This is a genomic window from Autumnicola musiva (assembly GCF_031846585.1).
GTDB classification, from domain to species: domain Bacteria; phylum Bacteroidota; class Bacteroidia; order Flavobacteriales; family Flavobacteriaceae; genus Autumnicola; species Autumnicola musiva.
The window spans coordinates 39,664-62,174 of record NZ_JAVRHK010000011.1; the positions used below are offsets into that span (position 1 = coordinate 39,664).

Annotated in this window: 18 protein-coding genes; 9 read left to right on the forward strand and 9 right to left on the reverse strand. The window is 36.6% G+C overall.

The features are described 5' to 3' along the window. From RM539_RS13995 to RM539_RS14035, 9 genes are read right to left on the reverse strand one after another with little or no spacing between them, the layout of a single operon-like run. Positions 1–1,482, reverse strand: a complete 1,482-nt coding sequence (locus RM539_RS13995) for an O-antigen ligase family protein (protein WP_311504038.1) — start codon at positions 1,480–1,482, stop codon at positions 1–3. A gap of 56 nt (positions 1,483–1,538) precedes the next feature. After that, on the reverse strand, positions 1,539–2,777 hold the full coding sequence (locus RM539_RS14000) for a glycosyltransferase (RefSeq protein WP_311504039.1): 1,239 nt from the start codon (positions 2,775–2,777) through the stop codon (positions 1,539–1,541). 11 nt (positions 2,778–2,788) lie between these two features. Then, positions 2,789–3,700 carry a glycosyltransferase family 2 protein gene (locus RM539_RS14005; protein ID WP_311504040.1) on the reverse strand — a complete coding sequence of 304 codons (912 nt, stop codon included), beginning with the start codon at positions 3,698–3,700 and terminating at the stop codon, positions 2,789–2,791. A 3-nt stretch (positions 3,701–3,703) separates the two neighbouring features. Beyond that, the gene (locus RM539_RS14010) at positions 3,704–5,005 is read right to left on the reverse strand and encodes a lipopolysaccharide biosynthesis protein (RefSeq protein ID WP_311504041.1); all 1,302 of its coding nucleotides are present in this window, start codon (positions 5,003–5,005) and stop codon (positions 3,704–3,706) included. Continuing rightward, positions 5,002–7,314 (reverse strand): GumC family protein, encoded by a 2,313-nt coding sequence (locus tag RM539_RS14015; RefSeq protein ID WP_311504042.1) that lies wholly within the window; start codon positions 7,312–7,314, stop codon positions 5,002–5,004. Before RM539_RS14015 ends, RM539_RS14010 begins: the two co-directional genes overlap by 4 nt. 30 nt (positions 7,315–7,344) lie before the next feature. After that, positions 7,345–8,139: a polysaccharide biosynthesis/export family protein gene (locus tag RM539_RS14020; protein ID WP_311504043.1), complete on the reverse strand. Its 795-nt coding sequence runs from the start codon at positions 8,137–8,139 to the stop codon at positions 7,345–7,347. 58 nt (positions 8,140–8,197) lie between these two features. Continuing rightward, entirely contained in the window at positions 8,198–8,770 is a 573-nt protein-coding gene (rfbC, locus tag RM539_RS14025) for a dTDP-4-dehydrorhamnose 3,5-epimerase (protein ID WP_311504044.1), read from the reverse strand. Beyond that, positions 8,751–9,653 (reverse strand): glucose-1-phosphate thymidylyltransferase RfbA, encoded by a 903-nt coding sequence (gene rfbA / locus RM539_RS14030; protein ID WP_311504045.1) that lies wholly within the window; start codon positions 9,651–9,653, stop codon positions 8,751–8,753. The genes rfbC and rfbA overlap by 20 nt, the downstream gene beginning before the upstream one ends. Positions 9,654–9,667: 14 nt before the next feature. Continuing rightward, entirely contained in the window at positions 9,668–11,011 is a 1,344-nt protein-coding gene (locus RM539_RS14035; RefSeq protein ID WP_311504046.1) for an exopolysaccharide biosynthesis polyprenyl glycosylphosphotransferase, read from the reverse strand. A 1,167-nt stretch (positions 11,012–12,178) separates the two neighbouring features. Here RM539_RS14035 and RM539_RS14040 point away from each other — a divergent pair. The 9 genes from RM539_RS14040 to RM539_RS14080 all read left to right on the forward strand — a co-directional run bounded on the left by RM539_RS14040 (position 12,179) and on the right by RM539_RS14080 (position 22,328). Further along, a complete protein-coding gene (locus RM539_RS14040; protein ID WP_311504047.1) occupies positions 12,179–14,884 on the forward strand; it encodes a PAS domain S-box protein in 2,706 nt (901 codons plus the stop codon). A gap of 279 nt (positions 14,885–15,163) precedes the next feature. After that, the gene (gene nusG, locus RM539_RS14045) at positions 15,164–15,637 is read left to right on the forward strand and encodes a transcription termination/antitermination protein NusG (RefSeq protein WP_311504048.1); all 474 of its coding nucleotides are present in this window, start codon (positions 15,164–15,166) and stop codon (positions 15,635–15,637) included. Between the two features lie 119 nt (positions 15,638–15,756). Beyond that, positions 15,757–16,341, forward strand: coding sequence for an adenylyl-sulfate kinase (gene cysC, locus RM539_RS14050; RefSeq protein WP_311504049.1), 585 nt, complete (start codon positions 15,757–15,759; stop codon positions 16,339–16,341). Between the two features lie 27 nt (positions 16,342–16,368). Then, positions 16,369–17,157, forward strand: coding sequence for a 3'(2'),5'-bisphosphate nucleotidase CysQ (cysQ, locus tag RM539_RS14055; RefSeq protein WP_311504050.1), 789 nt, complete (start codon positions 16,369–16,371; stop codon positions 17,155–17,157). A gap of 163 nt (positions 17,158–17,320) precedes the next feature. After that, on the forward strand, positions 17,321–18,262 hold the full coding sequence (locus RM539_RS14060; protein WP_311504051.1) for a ribose-phosphate pyrophosphokinase: 942 nt from the start codon (positions 17,321–17,323) through the stop codon (positions 18,260–18,262). A gap of 192 nt (positions 18,263–18,454) precedes the next feature. Then, positions 18,455–19,102 (forward strand): 50S ribosomal protein L25/general stress protein Ctc, encoded by a 648-nt coding sequence (locus RM539_RS14065; protein WP_311504052.1) that lies wholly within the window; start codon positions 18,455–18,457, stop codon positions 19,100–19,102. Between the two features lie 338 nt (positions 19,103–19,440). Further along, positions 19,441–20,067, forward strand: coding sequence for an aminoacyl-tRNA hydrolase (gene pth, locus RM539_RS14070; protein ID WP_311504053.1), 627 nt, complete (start codon positions 19,441–19,443; stop codon positions 20,065–20,067). 7 nt (positions 20,068–20,074) lie between these two features. Further along, complete coding sequence (locus RM539_RS14075) at positions 20,075–21,013, forward strand: bifunctional riboflavin kinase/FAD synthetase (RefSeq protein ID WP_311504054.1); 939 nt, start codon at positions 20,075–20,077, stop codon at positions 21,011–21,013. Next, the gene (locus RM539_RS14080) at positions 21,003–22,328 is read left to right on the forward strand and encodes an HTTM domain-containing protein (protein ID WP_311504055.1); all 1,326 of its coding nucleotides are present in this window, start codon (positions 21,003–21,005) and stop codon (positions 22,326–22,328) included. The genes RM539_RS14075 and RM539_RS14080 overlap by 11 nt, the downstream gene beginning before the upstream one ends. Positions 22,329–22,511: the final 183 nt, after the last annotated feature.

Genomic DNA, 22,511 nt, shown 5'->3' on the forward strand with positions numbered 1-22,511 from the left:
CTATTGATAAGATAAATTTTTACTAGAACTAATTAATAAGTTTGCCGTATTCAACAACAGACCTAATAACAAGACGATAATTACGAAGTAATTAACATCTCTGATAAATTGAATTTTCAACTGATTTATTATAAAAAAACCAAACATCAGTGACAGCCCCAATACAACATCCCGTAAAAAATCATCCTTGTCAGAAAACGAGTAATAAGTTTTAAGACCTCTCATGATAGAAGATGAAAAAAGATAAATAATACATATACTGCCCAATGCTCCCCAAAGCACATAGGAGCTTAAAAATATATTATGATAATCGGCAATATTATCATCAATATTATCCATTGGAAAGTGGACTTTTCTATATTCATCAATTGGAGTGAAATACCCTCTTCCAATTATGCCGTTGGATTCTTTTACTTGCTCAAGTGCGTAACTAAATACTTCTCCCCGATTCATAGCCTGGCCACTGATCAATTTTTCTACAGTTAGTTTATCCATCTCTATATCCTGACTTCGTTCTACAAAAACTGAGAAATTCACTATGTCAAAAGCTAAGTTCAATCCCAAAAGTATTATACTGGCAAACAGTAATTGAAAAATTGCTCTTAGCTTGATGCGCCGCCCCATTAAGAACATGGCAGCTAAAACAGCAATAGGCAGAAGAAACATGGAAGACCTTGTAGCGGTTAGCACTATAGAAACAAGAGCAAATAAAACCGTAAGCAGTGATAGAAGATAGAAATTCCTATTCCTTCTTTTGAATGAACCGCTTACAACTCCGGGGATCAATATTACAATTAAGGAAAATGAGAATTCTGCAAAGGCTTCAAAATTTCCAAGCGTTGAGGTACTTCTGATAATTCCAAGGTCATAATCTATACTTTCTGCGTTTAATGGGAAGAATGGAGTATCAAGATTTATAAAAACGTATCGCTGGTTCAGTGCTACTAAAAACATATATAGAAAGAAGATCATAATTGCCTTAAGAATTCTGAAGATGTCTTGGATAGAAAACTCAATCTTACTGGAGAAATAAAAGATTGATATAACAATAGTGAATGCCAATACTGCATTAAGCTTTGACAGCAGCGGGAAAGAATTTCCAGAGAATACGCTTAGAACCTGCAATAGCCACCATAATAATAGCATGTATTGCTGCACACCAGTAAATGAACTCCTCCTCAGGCCGCCAATATATCCTTTTGCAATAAAATGTAGTGTTAAAGCCAAGATCATAGCAAGATTATAGTTTCCGCCAAATTTTGCACCAAAAATGAAAAAATTGCAAATCAGAAGCTGTATATAAACGGACACATGATTTTCATTTGAAATATTGTAGTAAAACAAGGCTATCAAAGATATCAATGCCACCATATTAACTACTACAGGATATACCGAATATGTTAATGATCCTAATAAAATAAGAAGACCAACATTAAGAAAAAGGCCCCATCCAGAAGTTGTGATAGAATCTTTCTCAGGCATTAAATGATATGTTTCAGAATGGGAATTCAAGAGGTCAATTTACATGTTGGTTTAAATTAAGGTTTGTTAAAACCCCCGCTCACTTCGTATAGTTCAATAAATGCTTTGGCCTGATCGCTGACAGAATATTTTTTCTGCGATTGGTCAGCGATTTCCTGTCGATCAAATTCGGGTAAATGTTGCAAACACTTTTCAAGTGCTTCCTTTAATGCCGGAGCAGAAACTTTTTGAGAGAGAAAACCATTAAATCCATTTAAAATAGTCTCAGAAACTCCACCAATGTTAAATCCTACAATAGGAGTCCCACAACAAAGGCTCTCGATCATGGTATTAGGAAGATTATCTTCTCTACTCGGTAAAAGGAAAATATCAGCAGCATTATAAGCTTCACTCATTCGCTCTTCGCTATTGATGCTTCCGAGATAAACAACTTGAGGGATCTTTTCTGATTCATTTATCTTACCTATTGCAACGAATTGTACATCCAACTTCTGGACTTCATTAGTATCAAATAGATTTTTGATCATATCAAAACCTTTCCGATAATTACTCAAGCTTTCAGCAACGAATAGTACAATTGTAGCACCCTTATTTAAACCTAGCTTTTGCCTGCAACTATTCTTATCCTGGAGAGTGAAAGTGTTTATGTCTATTCCATTAGAAATATGCTTATGCTTATACTTACCTAAGATCTTTGAGCGTTTAGATTCATTAAGCAACCATTTCGAAGGAGTTACCACAGTAATTTGCTCAGGATCGTAGGCATCTAAAGCATTTTTTTTGGTATCAAATTGTTCGAAGTCTAAATCTTGAAGAGCTTTACCAAATCTCTCCTTATCACCTCGGTAATGAAATCCTCCCATAAAAGGATTCATGTCATGTAACGTCCAGATAATGGGTTTATTAAGACCGGCAAAAAAAGATGGAAAATCAACGAAATTAGCTATAAAATGTAGGTGAATAAGATCACATTGCTGAAACAATATGTGATCATTTAAAGCACTATATGGGGTTCTCGCAAATGAAAACAGCTCAACCTTTCTTTTGTACTTTCTTATCTTGAAATCGTTTCTTTGCTCCATGTCAAGAGGCAACCCGGCTTTTTTTAAAACCCTTAGCATAATGCTTAAAACTCGATTTTGAGTGTAATATCCATGCACATGCTCTGAAATTTCACCATTGAGCAAAAAGAGATATTCACTTTTCACGCCTTGGGACAAAAGTTGCTTATGCAGCCGGAATGCTGCCATACCTGCTCCACCTTTCTGAAATGTTGAAATATGTAAAACTCTCATGGGTTGCTGTTCTACGATTTTATCAACCTCTTTAGCCTGTTTGCTATCCTAGTTTTCATTGGAGGTTTAGCCATAAAGCGCTTCTTGATATGGTATTTATCAAAATCAAGATTAGGCCTTACTTCTACATTACTTCCGGTATTTATCCATCGATGGAGGGGCCTAAAGTGATGTTCAGTTTTTCTTCCATCAGAGTGCACACCTTCCAATCCTATATTGCTGGTCAGATTTACATTAGGAACTACAGACAAACCTCCTTCTTTAAATAAGGTATATTGCCATTGATAATCCCATGTCTTTTTGTAATCCACGCCATGTACTTCATCAAATGCGAGGTGCCAAAAGGTACTGATCTTTGGATCTCCAAAAAGCTTTAGCAGGAAATCTTGTTTTTTAAATAATGCTAAATCGGTGGTTTCAAAATCATATTTATTCCAGGCTCTCTTCCAGGTTGCCCAACCCCAGATATGTCCGATTGTACTAAAAAAATGATCATCAGCACCTATACTGTATTCATCATTCCATCGTGTCCCTGCGATCTGCATCACATCTTCACTTTCCTTATAGTTTTCAAGCATCACCTTACAAAAATTAAAAAAGCTAGGATCAGGAATTATGTCATCTTCTAAAATGATTAATTGGTCTACCGTTTCAAAAGCTTTGGAAATAGCGTAGTTAACACCATTTGCACAACCCATATTTGAAGAATTAAATAAATAAGTAATATCACAACCCCAATTAGTTTCTGCATCACCTATCAAAGCGCGACATTCATTTACAAGGCGTTCTTCACCATCTACATCCTTTCTGGGTCCATCGGAAAAGACAAATAGTTTAGTGGGTTTAGCCTCTCTAATTTTTTCAAATACTTTTATAGTAGTATCAGGTCGGTTAAATGTGATCAATAACACCGGGACATTCATAAGCTATGCTCTTACTTTTTTAAAATTCTTAGACACTAGTAAAAACTGGAGTGATATCAAAAACAAGAATGCTAATACAGAAGCATATGCAACTCCTTTTTGATCAAAAAAATGACCCAATACTATATAAAGGCTAATGCATATAACAGCAGAAATAGCATTAATATATAGATATTGTCTCGTTTTTTGCAAAGCGATAATTATTGCGTCAAATACAGAAAAAACGATCATCAAAGCTGCCGTTACGACAATAATATTTGCATATTGTACTGATTCATTGTATTTGCCTGCGGTTAAAAAATCAATTATAAAGGGTGATAAAACCCAGAATCCTAAAACGGCAACAACAGTAAGTGTAGTTATATAAAAGCCCAGTTTCTTCAATGCCTCTATATTTTCATCAACTGCATATTTATAAATATCCGGTTCAAAAGTTTGAAAGAAGGGAAACAAAGCGGTGTAGACATACATCGCGATACTTTTCCCGATGTTGTAGAGACCCATTTCTGCAGGATCCTTAAGTTTCTCCAGAACGATATTGTCAAAACTTAATAAGGGAATATAGAGTAGAGCAGCTGGCAAGAGGGGCAAAATCACCTGGATAGCGTTTTTTAAAAGATTTCGCTCAATGGTTATTGTATGTTTTCTTAAGATGTAGCCCATGGATACTAGAAAAAGTAAGATCTCTACTATAAAAATTCCAAGCATTCGACCGTAAAGGCCTAATTCAGGAATTATTACTAAGTAAAGTGAGGCAAAAATTGCCAGTAACCTAAAACCGGAAACAACAAGAAAATAATAAAGGGGCTGTCCCTGCATTCTAAAATCCACTTGTAAATATGTCTTGTAAATACCTAAACTCGCTCCTCCGAGGGCTAAAAAAACATAAGGAAAAAAAGGAGTAACAGAGCTAGAGTAGTGAATATAAAAATATACCCCAAAATAAGCTAGTGGAAAAAAAACTACGTTCCATAATAACGAAAACAACACAATGGTAATCAAAATTCTTTTCCGCTTTTCATCAGAAACTCTGTGATAAGTAGACATGTAATAAGTATGAAAAGACAGATGAAAAAATATAGTTAAGAAGCTGATCAGTGAGTTGTAATAACCAAAATAGCCAAATTCTTCCGCACTTAAATGTTTTGCGAATAGAGGTGTTGAAAAAATAGAGACAGCAAAATTTATGATAGGCACCAGAAGATAAATTCCAGTTGATTTCAACTTTAGAATTATATTCGATCTATCTAAACCCTTGAATTTATCCTTTATTGAACCTTTAAACTCTGCTATGAAAGTTTTCATAAAGAAGTGTGATAAGTTCTTTTTATATGGGAATAACCATAGTTATAGCCGTAATTGCCCGAAGTTGCACCTCTGTTCTTAACACCATTAAAAAGTAATAACACATTGTTCATTGCATTAATACTCGGATCTTCATCAAAGCGCCGGACTAGTGACTTTGGAGTATGATTATGCCTGATCACAAATAAACTGGTGTCGCAATATTTTGATAGGAGATAAGCATGCAGGACGATATTCACAGGAGGACAATCTACAACCACATAATGAAATACGCTCTCAAGATGCTTGAAAAGACTTTGAATATCCGAATCCAACAAGTTCTGAGAAACTTCTTCTGACATGTTGCCCGGAGGTATTACAGAAAGATTTTTATGTTCTGTAGGACGGATAATATCATCTAATCTCACTTTTCCTTGCAGATATTCAGAAATTCCTTCTTCATTGGAAACCCCAAAGATTTTGGAAAACTTCGGCTTTAACAGATCAAAATTTAAAAGTATCACCCGCTTTCCTGAATTTGCAAGGCTTACTGCTAGATTTTCACTTATAAAACTCTTCCCTTCACCCTCTATACTTGAGGTAATCAATATTTTCCTTTTCGCAGATTCTCCATACAACCCTAAGGCTAACCGCAAATCTCGGAATTGTTCACTTAGTAAGGTTTCCTGCTCCTTAGTTTGCTTTTTGTTCTTACTATGCTTTAACTGGGTGAATTCACCTACTATGGGTATATCAGTCGCCTTTTCTAATTCTGACCGAAACAAGATATTCCTGTTTAGTACTTCCTTAAAAATAACATACAAGGTTCCTAAGCCAAAAGCAAATAAAATAGCAATAGCATATGTCATTTTACTTTTAGGACTTACGGGGATTAATGAAGCCTCTGCTTTATCAATAACTCTACTATCTCCTGCATGTGGCGCATAAGAAAGCGCTGTTTCCTCTCGCTTTTGTAGTAAGTAAGAAAATAAGTCATTTTTTATGGCTTTTCTCCTACTAATTTCCAACAAAGCTCTTTCTTGTTCCGGAATAGTCCTTAAATTAGAACTAAATTGCCGGTTTGTGGAGTTTAGGTTCTTCAACTTCTCTTCTAAATTTTGACGCTGACTGCTCACGTTCTCCAAAATACCTGGTCTGATTTTCTCAATCTCGTTAGCCACAGATGCCAAAATCGGATTATTTTCGGCAGTGGTCTTACTGAGTCTCTCATACTTTATTTCAGAATCATAAAGTCTTTCTATTAGCTGGGTGAGGACAGGGTCATTAATTCCCACTGTAGAAGGAACAATACCTCCGGAATTCCCTTTGGAGACTACATAATTTTCAACATTATCGAGTATGGCCAATTGAAGTTCTATATCGGCAATTTTGCGGTCATTTTCTCCTACATCCTGTAAATAAAGTCTTCCCTGTTCACTAAGATCAATAGCACCTTTGTTAGAACGGTATTGCTGAATTTCCTGTTCAAGGGTGTTTAACTCATTCTCGACATTTGCCATCCGGTCTTCTATAAAGGCCAAAGTATTACGCGCCAGGGAATTTCTATCGGCTATTGAAGCCTGATTGTAAGCTGAAATCAGCTGATTTAAAATATTTTCACTACGACCGGGAACAGGATCCTTATAATTTAGGTTTACAATCGTTGATAGTTTGTCTGGCGCACCAACTTCAAGATTATCCAAGGAATTATTGGTTACTGCTTTAGGGTGCACCAGCATAAAAAACAGTTGATTATCAGAGAGAGTAGTTTGGTGTGGATTAGGTATAAATTTAAACTCGCCAAAATTTTTCCCTTCTATCCATTTGTTTAAGGGATGAAATTTGCCATCAATTTCTATAGTTTTCTTTGCTTGGTTGTAAGCAAAATAAATTTTTATAGGCTCTTCGGGATTAAAAGGTATTTTCTCAGGATTTCTTAACTCTACCACTACAGGAGAGGTAGTATAGGCAGATTTATCTTTTAAATTTTGCTCTTCATATATAGGAGCATATAAATATAGAGAATAAATTACCTCATTCATCAAATCTCTTGATTGGATAACTTCAATTTCATTTTCTACAATCTTTTTGGAATCAAAAACGTTTATGCTTTCCATTATTTTGGAGCCGTCAACACCTTTTTTTTCATCGTTTATGATAATTGTTGCTTCCGCTTCATATATTGGTGTAGCATAACGCAAGTATGTCCATGCTGCTGCAAAACTGAGAATAAGCAGCACAGCAAAAAGTGGCCAAAATGGTAAGAATCTTTGCAGTAAAGAAGTTAAAAGATCCTCCTCTCTCTCTCTTCTGGTATTATTATTAAGCATTATTAAATAGTATATTTAATATTCTTCTAATTAAAATAAGCGATCAAGTGCAATAATTGCTAAGGAAAGTGTGCTAACTATTACTGGTAGCCATTGTGTAGCCCTACTCGTACTGGCAATTTTTGATTTGTTAGCCTCAACATAAATGACATCACCGGATTTTAGCTGATAGTATTGAGAATTGAAGATCTCATCAGTTGTAAGGTCAAGAGTAAAAATTTTTTTTATATCATTTTCCTCTCTAAGAAGTAAAACATTATCACGTTTAGCGTATAATGTCATATCTCCTGCCAATCCAAGAGCTTCAAGTATGGTTACTTCCTCATCAGGTATGGTAATTACCGAAGGATTATTAACTTCACCTAATACCGAAACTTTATAATTTAAATATCTAATATTTACGATAGGATCTACTAAAAGCTTTTGTTCTTCCAATTCTGATTCTATTTCTTCTCTTAAAGCCTTTTTGGTTTTGCCTGCAGCTTCTATTTTTCCTAAAAAAGGAAAGCGTATTATACCGTCCTGATCAACCAGGTATCCCGAGGCTTGGGCAGTAGAACCTGTAGCTGTAGAAGTTTGGGTAGCGGAAAGATTAGGTATATTGAACATTTCTGAGGCTTCGGGATTAAGGCTGCTAACGGATATACTTAGCAAATCATTTTTCTGAATTATAGGCTCAATATTTTCTATTTCGGATTTATAAACAGAGTCTTTATTCAAGTTAAAATAGGTGGCATTTCTAGAGCTTACGCAAGATGCCATTGACATTAATACTACTAGAACTGTAATTCCAGAGATTTTTGCACTGAACATTGATTTTGACATTAAACGAATTATTAGATTACTACTGATCCCTTAGCTTTGAATAGAGAACAGGCTTTGCTTATGCATACAGATTATTCTGAAAATCAAAATTTTTCATATACTTGAAAGAAGGTTGCTTTAAATCTTTTTCAGAAAGAATGAGATCCTGTTCTGGAATTTTCCAATCAATAGTTAATTCCTGATCATTATATAGCACACCACTATCATGTTCTGGTGAATAATAATTGTCGCATTTATACGAAAATACAGCTGTTGAAGACAAAACCACAAAACCATGCGCAAAGCCCCGTGGCACAAAAAGCTGCTTTTTATTTTCAGAACTAAGTTCTATAGAAAAATAATTTCCAAAGGTGGGAGACCCTTGGCGAACATCAACCGCGACATCTAAAATTTTGCCTTCAATTACCCTTACAAGCTTTGCTTGTGTAAAAGGTGGTTTTTGAAAGTGCAAACCTCTTAGTACCCCATAAGAAGATTTGGATTCATTATCTTGACAAAAATGTAACTTATGCCCCACGAATTCTTCTAATAATTTTTTTGAGAATGACTCAAAAAAATATCCTCGATGATCTTCAAATACTTTCGGTTCACAAATAACTACCTCAGGTATTTCAGTTCTGATAAACTTCATTTGTACTTTTTTTGTTTGCTAGGTTTAATAAATATTGGCCATATCCATTTTTCTTTAGTGGCTCTGCAAGTTCAAAAAGATTCTGCTTGGAAATATATCCTTTTTCATAAGCTATCTCCTCCAGGCAGGCAATTTTTAATCCTTGCCTCGATTCAATGGTATGAACATAATTAGAAGCATGAAGCATAGATTCATGAGTTCCGGTATCTAACCATGCATATCCACGTCCCATTAATTCCACTTTAAGTTGGCCTCTTTTCAGATAATCTTCATTTACCGAAGTTATTTCCAACTCTCCCCGGTTACTGGGCTTAATATTTTTTGCTATCTCCACCACGTCATTTGGGTAAAAGTATAAACCTACTACTGCAAAATTACTTTTTGGACATTTAGGCTTTTCTTCGATACTTAAAATTTTTCCATTTTTATCAAATTCCGCCACTCCATACCTTTCCGGATCCTGAACATAATAACCTATTATGGTTGCTTTCTTATCTTTCTCTACATTCCTTACTGATTGAGCTAATAGTTCAGTAAATCCATGTCCATAAAATATATTATCACCTAAAACCAAACAAACATCGTCATTACCTATAAAATCTTCACCTAAAATAAAAGCCTGTGCTAATCCGTCCGGATTTGGTTGCGTGACATATTCAAAGGACATTGCCAACTCTTTACCATCTCCTAATAGTTTTTTAAAAGAAAGGAGATCCTCGGGAGTAGAAATTATTAGAACTTCCCTAATGCCAGCAAGCATTAAAACGGATAAAGGATAATATATCATTGGTTTATCATAGATACATAAGAGCTGCTTTGAGATTCCTTTGGTAATTGGATAAAGCCTGGTGCCAGAGCCTCCTGCAAGTATTATTCCTTTCATTTTTAGATTTTATATTAGTAAGCCTTTTCTTCTCCTTTAATGGCATTAGCAATGGTAGAATAGATAATTTGAAAATCCATAAGCGGGTGCCATTTCTCCAGATAGAAAATATCGAAACGGGTTCTGTTGATTATGTCTGATTTATGTACAATCTCTCCACGATATCCTTTTACCTGTGCCAGACCAGTAATTCCTGGCTTGGCAAAATGCCTTACAAGGTATTTTTCCACATTTTCCTGATAGTGAAATGTATGGGTTTCCATGTGAGGCCGTGGTCCTACCACGCTCATCTCTCCGAGGAATACATTGATGAACTGAGGTAGTTCATCTATGCTGGTTTTTCTTAACATTTTTCCAATTCTTGTAACCCTTGCATCATTGCGTATACACATTGTAGAGTTCGCTTCTGTATTTAAGGCCATTGATCTAAACTTATAGCACCAGAAGGGTTTTTTATTATGTCCATTCCTAAGCTGTTTAAACAGAACTGGCCCTTTGGATTGGAATTTGTTGATAAAGAATAATAAAGGAATAAGCCAGGTAAGTATTAAAAGGATAACAAGGCCTGAGAAAACTATATCAAAGATGCGTTTTCCTGTTTTAGCTATTTTATTGTCTAAGGGAGATTTTCTTAGATTAATAACCGGGATAGTTCCATAGTGTTCCACCTCCATAGCACGGGTGAAAATTCCTTTATGATCTGGAATCAACTTTAACTTTTTAAAGTTATTATCAGAAAAACGGATAAGTTGCTTTAGGTCGGCATGAGATAGACGAGAAACAGCGCAATAAATTTCATCTATGTCATTTTCATTAATGTAGCGGTAGGATTGCGAGATGGCACCTAAATGATACTGTTCTGCGATATCTGGTGAGTCATCAAAATATCCTTTATAACGATAGCCGTAATCGGGCCTTTCGAAAACCTTCTTTATCTGATGAAGGCTTTTATCTTTACCTATAACCACAACGTTCACATAATTCCCTCCTTCAATTCTATATTGCTCTCTTAAAAAAAATAAACTCCATCTAAAAAGTATGAGAACAAGAAACAGCATTCCTAATATCTTCAGGTGACGAAGTGGGAGAAATGGAGTTTGCATAAAGGCAAGAACTGTAAAATATGCCAGCATGAAGATAATAAACTTTCGTAGGAATTTAGGTAATTCAGTTACAAACCGCTCTTTTCTTTTTATAGTATAAAAATCGGAATCAATAGCCAATAGGAGCCAAAGAAGACAGCTTAATATAACCAAAGGATAGGAATATGTTTCTGGTGTAAACAATCCAAGAATACTATTTATAATTGCCAAATGTGCAATAATCGAAAAAGGAATAAGTAAAGGTGACCATTTCACATCCAAAATATTTTGCTGTCAATGAATAGCTAGGAGTAATTAAAACGTATGATTGAAAACATTCTATGGCTTCGCCGCCGTAAGTCCCACTGGGACCACTTATAGCATATTTTTAATGAGGGATTTGAAGTACATAGAATAAGACCAAAAATGGAGTACTTATTCTGAAGCAATTTTATTAAATAATTTAGAATATTTTTGTAGGAAAAAACGTTAAAGTGTTATCTCGTGGTTATTTTATTCAAGATTATTAATGTAAAAATCAATTAATTCTATTAATTATCTTAAATAATAATAATTTTAATAAAATAAATGTAATTAATGGCGTAGGAATTAAGAATTTTAAATGTATTTGTTCCTAAGGACTTTTCTGTTTTTTTTCTTAAAATAACAACATCTTTTAATTTGAATTAACATGGTCTCGCCCAAAAGCAATTTTTTTACCTTTCAACGAGTACTCACTAACGGTTACATTTATTAAAATAACTGCTTTTATCGACAAAAGGTATAAATATCTATAAGGCTCGATGCCTTATGTTGCGGATATCCACTATAAAGCCAATAAAATCAATGGCGGAGAAAAAATTTTCCACAATCCTCTAAATTAGACTCTGTTTAAAATTCTTACAATTTTTAATGCAATTCTTATACTTATAATAATTAAAATTTTAATACAAATAGTAGTTTTAAATCTTGTTCTCTTAAAGTCGCACTCATTTTTTATTAGAAGGGCGAATTTTTAAAAGTGCATATATTTCAAGGCTTCTTTAGCCAAATTGCTAACTACACATTGTTTTGAGGCTTTACAAGAACATATTGTTCCACCTAAAATCTCAGAGTTTAATTATAGTGTAAAGAATAAAAACTAAAACTATGTTAAAGGTGTCTAATTCGGGGACACTCCATTTTATATTTTATGTCAGCCTAGGAACTGCAGATTTTGATGATTTCCGAACACTCCCACCTCGGTACTTTAAAGAATCAAGTTAAAATAAAACCCCATAAACTACACTGTTTACGGGGTTTTCTTATCATAATCCAGTATTTTGACAAAACAGTCAGAAATTCTTAATCCAGAAACATAAGAGTAATAGACGCCATTTCTGTTCTATCCCTGTGCATATAATGCCCCATGATCTGCAATTAATTTATCCTAAAATAAAAATAATGTATTTTAGCCGGGGTTTCACAGGATTCAAATATTCCCTTAGAAATAATATGATGAAGAATAGTTTTGCCGGCTCCAACAGCATGATAGAAAATAAATTAGTTGCAAAAAATTTTGCAGCATCTGTTATTTATACCGTAAGAGAACCTGTTTTGATTTTGGATAAGGATTCAGAATTTGTAGATGCCAATGCAGGATTTTATTCGGTTTTTGAGATAGAGGGGGAAGAACTTCTGGTTTCAGAAATGAACAATAACAAGGGCATTTTTAGAGAGTTTAAAGAAATTCTGAAAAGGAAATTGACTGCAGGCGAAGGTATTAAAGATTATAAATTTGTATGCGATTTCCCTAAAGCACAGGTAAAAAGCTTTCTTGTTAACGCTAATTATACAAATGATGCAAAGGATAATGGTGCATTGATCTTGATTTCATTTAAAGAATTGGATACTGTAGAGCCAAAAGGAACTGAAGAAAAAAATAATCTTGTAAATCTTCATGAAATTTTCTCCCAGGCTCCGGCAATGATTTGTTTACTTCGGGGCCCTGAACACGTATTTGATTTTGCTAATGAGAATTATTTTCAACTGGTGGGGCACAGGAATATTATCGGGAAAAACGTAAGGGAGGCTTTGCCTGAAATAGAAGACCAGGGCTTCTTTGAGATGCTGGACGGGGTATACCAGTCGGGGGAGGTTTTTAAAGGAAAAGAATTGCCGGTAAAATTAGATGTGGGCGAAAAGGAACTAAAAAATTCATATTTGGATTTTGTATATCAGCCAATTTTAAATGCTTCAGAAGAAGTTAGCGGAATATTTGTACATGCTGTGGATATCACCGAAAAGGTGGCGGCAAGAAGAAAGATTGAAGAAAGCGAAAATGAGTTACGCTATTTAATAGATACTGTTCCTGCTATCATCTGGATTACAAAGCTTGATGGGCAAAATTATTATCTAAACAAAAACTGGTATAAATATACAGGCCAAACCGTAAGTGAGGGTCGGGATTTTGGCTGGTTAAATGCCGTTCATCCTGATGACAGGCAAAGGGTGGATAATATCTTTACGAAAGCCGTTAAAAATCGAGAAGGATGTCATATGACTTTCAGGTTACGCAATAAAGATGGGAGCTACCGCTGGGTGTTGGATAGTGGCAGGCCAATGCTTAGTGCTGAAGGTGAATATGAAGGAATGATTGGAACGGTAATAGATGTACATGAGGAAAAGATAAAGGAGCAACTTGTACGGGAAAAAGAACACCGTATAAGATCTATTATAGAAGAGGCAACAGTGGCTACAGCCCTGTATACCGGAAAGGAGATGAAAATTGAAATAGCCAATGATGCTATGGTGGAACTCTGGGGTAAAGATCATTCGGTTATTGGAACAATGCTTCATGAAGCTCTGCCTGAACTGGAGGGGCAGCCTTTTCACGAATTACTTCAGGGAGTTTATAATACAGGGGAAACCTATTGGGGCAAAGAAGATCCGGTAGATTTGGTGATAGACGGTAAATTACAAACCGGTTATTTCAATTTTACTTATAAAGCCTTACGGGATGAAAATGGGGATATTTATGGTATTCTCAATATGGCTGTTGATGTTTCTGAAACAGTGAGGTCCAAGGAGCTTTTAAAAGAAAGCGAATCCCGTTTCCGGCAAATGGCAGATCTTATGCCGGAGAAAGTTGCCAATACTGATGCAGAAGGAAATTTTATCTATTTCAATCAGGGCTGGCTGGAATATACAGGGCTTAAAAGTGAACAACTGGCTGCTAAGGGCTGGGCAAATTTTATTCATCCCGATGAAAAGGAGGCTTTCCAAAAAAACTGGCAAAATTCACTGGACACCGGAAGTGATTTTGAAATGGAATTCCGTTACAAAAACAAACACAGGCAATATAACTGGCACCTTAGCCGTGCCGAAGCAATTACTGATGAAAACGGGAAAATTCAAATGTGGATATGTACCGCTACAGAAATTCAAAGATTAAAAGCCGAGGAAAAGCGGAAAGAGGATTTTTTAAAGATGGTAAGCCATGAATTAAAGACTCCCATAACTTCCATAAAGGGATATGTGCAGTTCTTACTTAGCCTGCTAAATAATGAAGAAGAAGTACAGTTATCGGCTATTCCTTTTAAAACTTCGCTGGAGCGCATGGACCATCAGATTGTGAGGCTTACCAGGCTCATTTCAGAAATGCTGGATCTTACCAGGATTGAGAAAAATAAGCTTGAGCTTCAGAAGCAAACATTTTGCCTTAATACACTGGTGGCCGAAACCGTTCAGGATATTGAATACACAAATACCCAGCATAAAATAGTTATTACAGCAAAGGAAGAATGCTGGATTCATGCAGATAAAGACCGTATAGGCCAGGTGCTTATTAACCTGGTGACAAATTCCATAAAATACTCTCCCTTCAACTGGGAAATTGAGGTAAAAATTGAGAAAAGTAGTGTGGATAAGGTTTTGGTAAGCGTAAAAGATTTCGGGATTGGGATTGATAAGCAAAATCAGCAGAAAATCTTTAAACGCTTTTACCGGATTGATGAAAAAAGCGAAGAAACATATTCTGGTTTTGGGATTGGCCTGTATCTTGCCCGGGAAATAATAGAACGCCACAACGGTATTATTGAGGTAAAAAGTGAAATAGGCAGGGGTTCAGTTTTTACATTTACTTTAGATGCAGCTTCTGAAGAACTGTAGTAAATCAGGTATTATTCACTTAAAATAATATACTCTAAAAATTTTTCAAGTTAAACCTTCAGGGAAAACGGGAAAATGTTCTGGAAGTATTCCGGGTAAAACCGAATTTTTAAACGATGGGAATAGCGGGAAACTCTTTTGCTTCTAGCTTAGGAAGTGTTCAGGTAAAACATCTTCTTCTTTATATTAAATTTAGCCTCTTTTAATTATAATTTGTAGCTTTATACCTTCAGAAACCTCCGGCACCCTACCCGGATTGATTCATATAACCAGGAATTCATGAAGTGGTACGTACTGTATACAAAGCCCAAATGGGAACTGAAGGTAGATAAAGCTTTGCGTCGTTTAAATGTGGAAGTCTATTGCCCCACATATACTGAAGTAAAGCAGTGGAGTGACCGTAAAAAGAAAATTACGGCTCCTCTTTTTAATTCCTACATATTTGTCCGGCTCCATGAAAAAGATAGGTCGGTAGTATTTGATGCGCCGGGAGTGGTACGCTATCTGTTTTGGTTGGGAAAACCTGCCGTGGTGAGGGATGATGAAATTGAAACCCTGAAAAACTGGCTGGAAGGCGGGGATATTGATGAAATTAAGGTTGAAAAATTCTCGGTGGGAGATATTGTGAAGATTAACCAGGGAGCTTTAAAAGACCAAAAAGCTGCTATAGAGGAAATAGGAAATAAGAAAATGAGACTTTTTCTTCCCGCTATGGGTTGTATGGTTACAGCCAGAATATCAGATGTTGTTTAATGTCTCACTTAGGGAGCTTGTCCAGAGGTTTTATTTGTGTCAAAATTATGCTTTTCGTGCTCTTTAAAGGCGCTCAGAAATTTCTATCTTTGAGAAAAAACTGAAATCTTTACAAACGCATGAAGCACATATTTCCGGAAGCAGATTCGCTTAGCCCTCGGGAAAGGAGTATTTTAAAAGGGCATAAGCCCATTGTGGTATGGTTTACTGGCCTTTCCGGTGCGGGAAAATCAACACTTGCAAAGCTTCTTGAAAAAGAACTATTCCGCAGAAAAATACATACCTGCCTTTTAGATGGAGATAATATCCGCAGCGGACTCAACTGTAACCTCAGATTTACTGAAGAAGACAGAACTGAGAATCTTAGAAGAGTGGCAGAAGTGGCAAAGCTTTTCCTTGAAAGCGGTACAGTGGTCATCTCTGCTTTTATCACTCCTCTTGAAAGTGACCGGGAATTAATAAAAAACATTATAGGAAAAGATTATTTTGTAGAAGTTTTTGTTGCTACTTCATTGAATGAATGTGAAAGAAGAGACGTGAAAGGACTATATCAAAAAGCCCGGGCCGGAGAAATTGATCATTTTACAGGTATCTCTGCACCTTATGAAAAACCGGTTGCCCCCGATGTTGAGGTGAATACTGAAGAATTTGTTCCTGGTGTACTGGTAGAGGAGATCTTAAAAGTTATAACTTCCAGAATTTAGCCTATAGTTTTAAGACTAAACAAAAAAATGAATTCATTATTAGAAACGGCAATAAAGGCCTCCATTGAAGCCGGGAAAAAGATTCTTCGGGTTTATGAAGAGGAAGATTTTGAAATTGAAAATAAAGCAGACGACTCTCCACTCACCGAAGCCGATCTTGCAGCGCATAAAACCATTATTTCTTTTCTTGAACAAACTCAGATACCCGTTCTTTCTGAAGAGGGCAAACATGCACCTTATGCCGAACGTAAAAAATGGCAACACCTGTGGATTGTAGATCCGCTGGATGGAACTAAAGAATTTATTAAACGCAATGGTGAATTCACCGTTAACATTGCCCTGATTAGAAACCAGCAGCCGGTATTGGGGGTTATCTATGTCCCGGTTTTAAAGGAATTATATTTTGCCGACAAAGAAACCGGAGCCTTTAAAGTTGAAGGTGTTTCTGAATTTGTCAACATAGAAGAAGTTACTTCAGAAGCTAAACAACTGCCCGTAGCAATAGAAGGTAAAGCATATACCGTGGTGGCCAGTAAATCTCACCTTTCTTTGGAGACAGAAAAGTACATTGATAGCCTCAGGAAAAAGTTTGGGGAGGTAAACATAATTTCTAAAGGAAGCTCCCTTAAATTATGTATGGTTGCTGAAGGACAGGCCAATATCTATCCCCGTTTTGGCCCTACCATGGAATGGGATACCGCCGCGGGCCATGCCATTTGTAATTGTGCGGGAAAATATTTAACCGATTATAAAACTGGTAAAGAAATGCTTTACAACCGGGAGGACTTAAAAAATGATTGGTTTATTGTAAGATAGTCAGAATGTGTTGAATGACTAATACAGAATATTTCGATCCTGTTCAAAACTCTCACAGCTATAGCTTAGCTAAGCATAGTGGCAGCAACCAACTCTATACTAAAATTTGCGGGCTGCCTGATATCGATTATATTTACAATCACATAACAACAACACAACACTAATGTCCACCACAACAGCTGACGCAAAAATCTTTAATTGTACCCAAAGCCGGGAACTCGCCGAAAAAATAGCCGCTGCCTATGGTGGTAAGCTCGGGAATGTAATCACCTCTACTTACAGCGATGGAGAATTTCAGCCTTCCTTTGAGGAATCGGTGAGGGGATCCAGGGTTTTTATTATTGGTTCTACCCATCCCGGGGCCGATCATCTTATGGAAATGCTGCTTATGCTTGATGCTGCCAAACGGGCTTCCGCCAGGCACATTACAGCCGTAATGCCTTATTTTGGCTGGGCCCGGCAGGATAGAAAAGATAAACCACGCGTGCCTATTGCCGCTAAAATGATAGCAAGTATTCTTGAGACTGCAGGGGCTACGCGTATTATCACAATGGATTTGCACGCAGATCAAATTCAGGGCTTTTTTGAAAAACCTGTAGATCATCTTTTTGCCTCCACGGTATTTCTCCCGTATTTAAAAAGTCTGAATCTTGAAAATCTTACCATTGCCTCACCCGATATGGGAGGCTCAAAAAGAGCTTATGCTTATTCCAAGGCTTTGGAAAGCGATGTGGTAATCTGCTATAAACAACGTGCAAAGGCAAACGTAATTTCCCACATGGAGCTTATAGGGAATGTGGAAGGCAAAAATGTAGTGCTGGTAGACGATATGGTAGATACGGCGGGAACACTAACCAGGGCAGCAGATCTTATGATGGACAGAGGTGCTTTGAGTGTCCGCGCAATCTGTACCCATCCTGTTCTTTCCGGCGAAGCTTATGAGCGGGTGGAAAAATCCAAACTGCAGGAATTAATTGTAACAGATTCCATCCCGCTTAAAACAGAAAGCAGAAAAATAAAAGTGGTAAGTTGTGCCGAACTTTTTGCAGATGTAATGAGCAGGGTGCATAACAACCTTTCTATTAGTTCAAAATTCATAATGTAATTCGAGGGTTGAGGTAAGAAGTACAAAATTATAAGTTGAAAATTTTTACTGATAAAAAAGCTACCTTACTTATTTAAGGAGGTGTGGTGGTTTAAAGTTAAAAATCGAGAAGATTAATACTGAAAACTTTAAACATCAAACTTTTATAGAATCGAAAAAAGAATTACTTTTGCGGCCTAAAAATTATCAATAATGAAATCAATTACGATCAACGGATCTAAAAGAGAAAGCGTGGGCAAAAAGTCAACTAAAGCCTTGCGTAATGCTGGACAGGTTCCTTGCGTATTGTATGGTGGAGGTCAGGAGCCTTTACACTTTGCTGCCGAGGAAATTGCATTCCAGAATTTAGTGTATACTCCAGATGTTCATACGGTGGAAATCAAATTGGAAGGAGATAAAACTTTTAATGCGGTGCTTCAGGATATCCAGTTTCATCCTGTAACAGATGCAATCCTTCACATGGATTTCTATGAAATCTTTGAAGACTCTGAAATTACCATGGAAATTCCTATTCATACCGAGGGTATTCCACGCGGAGTTAAAAACGGTGGGGTTCTTCGATACAACCTGCGTCGTTTAAGGGTTAAAGGCCTTCCGGGAGATCTTCCGGATTATATCGTTGCAGATGTGGCTAAACTTAAAATAGGTGAGAAGCTTTATGTTACTGCAGTGGAAAGTGACCAGTATAAAATTCAGCATCCGGATAATACTGTGATCTGTCAGGTTAGAACTTCACGTAATATTGTTGCCCTTGATGAAGAAGAGGAAGATGAAGGAGAAGAAGTGGCAGCAGATGATGTGCCGGCTACTGAAGTAGACGAAGCAGAAAACAAGGAATAGGTAACTATTTTTTGAAAATTATATAATAGCATTCCTTTTTTCGGATTATCCGGAAATCGGAATGCTTTTTTGTTGGGTGGAATTTATGGGTAAGGAAATAATTGATAGGGATGAATGGAGTCCTGAATTTTGCACGGTGAGCCCAATTCAGGACTCCATAGCTGCTAAATACATGGAAGCATTAACAGCTTCAAAGCTTTCCCCATACAACCTTAACTTTAAACAAACCCCAAATTAGAGAGAACTGCTAACTGGCAATTTTCAACATAACAAACTCCGAACTAATACAGGAAAGGCCAAAGATTTTTTTTAATTTTATCTTTATCAAAATAAATCTCATGCTGTCTTTCTTCGGAAGAATATTAAAAAAGAAAAAGCCAAAGGAGGAAATAGATCCAATGAAGAAATTTTTAATTGCCGGCCTTGGAAATATTGGTCCGAAATACGAAAATACAAGACATAATATAGGCTTCAGGATTCTGGATAAACTGGCGGAGCAGGAGGAAATCAATTTTGCCACAGACCGGCTGGGAGATGTTGCGCAATTTAAATTTAAAGGGCGAACTTTTATTCTGCTAAAACCCAGCACTTATATGAACCTTAGCGGGAAAGCGGTAAATTACTGGATGACAAAGGAGAAAATTTTGCATGAAAACCTGTTGGTGGTTACCGATGATCTTAATCTGCCTTTTGGCACCCTCAGGTTAAAAACAAAAGGAAGTGACGGCGGGCATAACGGACTGAAGGATATTCAGAATGTACTAAATACCAACAAATATAACCGCTTTAGGTTTGGGATAAGTGATGAATTTTCCAAAGGACGGCAGATAGATTATGTGCTTGGAGAGTGGACAGAGGAAGAAGAAAAAAATCTTCCGGAGCGATTAAAAAAATCGGCAGAACTTATCAAATCTTTTGGAACCGCCGGAGTTTCAAATACAATGAACAATTTTAACGGAAAATAAGCTGACTTTGAAAGAACACGAAGGAGCAAACGCATTTAGCAGCGATTATTCTACCGCTGTGACCATAGGGACTTTTGACGGCGTACATGCGGGGCATCAAAAGATAATTGAAAGGTTAGTTAATTCAGCAAAAGCCGCTAATCTTCAGTCGGCTATTCTCACATTTTTTCCGCATCCCCGCATGGTCCTGCAAAAGGAAAGTGGACTAAGGCTTATTAATACCATCGCAGAAAGAAAGCAAATTCTGGAAACCACGGGTGTAGATCATTTAATTGTGCATCCATTTACCCATCAGTTTTCCAGGCTTTCTGCAAGGGAGTTTGTACGCGATATTTTGGTAAATAAGCTTAAAGCAAAAAAGGTAATTATTGGTTACGATCATCGGTTTGGAAGAAACCGTACCGCAAATATTGATGATCTCAGGAAATTTGGTGAGGAATTCAATTTTGAGGTTGAAGAAATCACCAAACAGGAAGTGGAAGCGGTTGCGGTAAGTTCTACAAAAATTAGAAATGCTTTGGAAGAGGGTAAGGTTGAAAAAGCCAATTCTTACCTTCAGCATCCCTTTATGCTCACTGGAACAGTGGTAAAAGGCCGTGGCCTGGGAAAAGAATTTGAATTTCCCACTGCCAATCTTGAAGTTAAGGAAGATTATAAACTTATTCCAAAAAACGGGGTTTACGTGGTGAAATCTAATATTGACGGGAAGGATTTCTTTGGCATGATGAATATTGGTACCAATCCAACTGTGGGTGGGGAAGAGCAAACCATAGAGACTTATTTTTTTAAGCTGAACAAAGATTTATACGGGAAAAGGTTACAAATAGCATTGCTGGTGCGTATTCGTGATGAAAAGAAATTTGAGTCGGTGGAATCCCTGAAAATTGCAATGAAGCAGGACGAGGAGTTCTCAAGGCAGTATTTAAGGGATAATTATGCTGAATAGGTGGCTCTTCAGGCATATAGATAATTCGGCCCTGGTGGTTTTCAGAATAATGTTTGGCTTTCTGATTACCGCAGAAGCCTGGGGCGCAATTTTCTCCGGCTGGGTCCAGAAGACGCTTATAGATCCTCCTGAATTTACTTTTAATTTTATAGGATTCGAATTTTTACAGCCCCTTCCCGGGAATCTTATGTTATGGTATTATGGCTTAATGGGGTTATTTGGAGTTTTTGTAATGTTGGGCTTCAAATACAGGTTTAGCATTTTTTGTTATGGTTTGATGTGGGCTGCTGTTTACCTGATGCAAAAATCATCTTACAACAATCATTATTACCTGTTAATGCTGCTATGCATTATCATGTTGTTTTTTCCGGCACACCGCTGGCTTTCCATAGATGCGCAAAGAAACCCTGAAATCAGGAGGATTTCCATGCCCCGCTGGGTTTGGCTGGTAATAGTTCTGCAATTATGGATTGTGTACACCTATGCTTCAGTGGCTAAACTTTATCCCGACTGGCTGGATGGCACAATGCCTGCTATTTTAATGAAGAGTAAACGCGATTATTGGCTGGTGGGGGAATTTCTTCAGCAGGAGTGGATTAGATATGTTATTACATGGTTCGGACTTATATTTGATCTGCTTATTATTCCCCTTTTGCTATGGAGAAAAACAAGATTACCTGCATTTTTGCTGGCTATTTTTTTTCATCTTTTTAATAGTATAATATTTCAAATAGGTATTTTTCCATATCTCTCTTTGGCCTTTATTATATTCTTTTTTCCTACAGAAAAAATTAATCGTTGGTTTCTGCGGAATAAAAAACCTCATTACGATAAAAGAGAAATTATTGTGCCCTCCAATAAAAGGGTGATAATTGGTATTCTTGCCTGCTGGTTTATAATTCAGCTTTCTTTACCGCTCAGGCATTGGTTTTTTCAGGATAATGTTCTATGGACTGAAGAAGGCCACCGTCTTAGCTGGAGAATGATGCTGCGCTCTAAAAATGGCAGGAGTATTTTTAAGGTGGTGGAAAAAGGTACAACAGATACCATCTATGTTAGCAAAAATAAGTATTTGAGCCGTAAACAACAGAGGGCAATTAATTCCAAGCCTGATATGCTCTGGCAATTTGCCCAGTTTCTGGAGAAAAAATATGCTGAAGAGGGAAAAAAGGTAGAAATATATATAGATTCCAAAGTGAGTGTAAATGGTCGTCCTTACCAAACTTTAATCGATCCTGAAGTAGATATGGCCAAAGCCAAATGGACTCACTTTAGGCATAAAGACTGGATTTTACCTTCTAAAAATGAGGAGTAGTGTCTTTACAGGACATAAGATTTCTGGGATTCGCTTTTAAAGAAATTTAGATCATCCACAAAATTTTCTTTCCCTTTTTTAAGGAAGGGTGGCCGAAGGCCGGAGGGTTTTACCCGAATTCAGAATAATCAAAATAATCTTTCCCTGTAAATAGCAGCTCTTTTGTTACATTTGCCCTTCAAA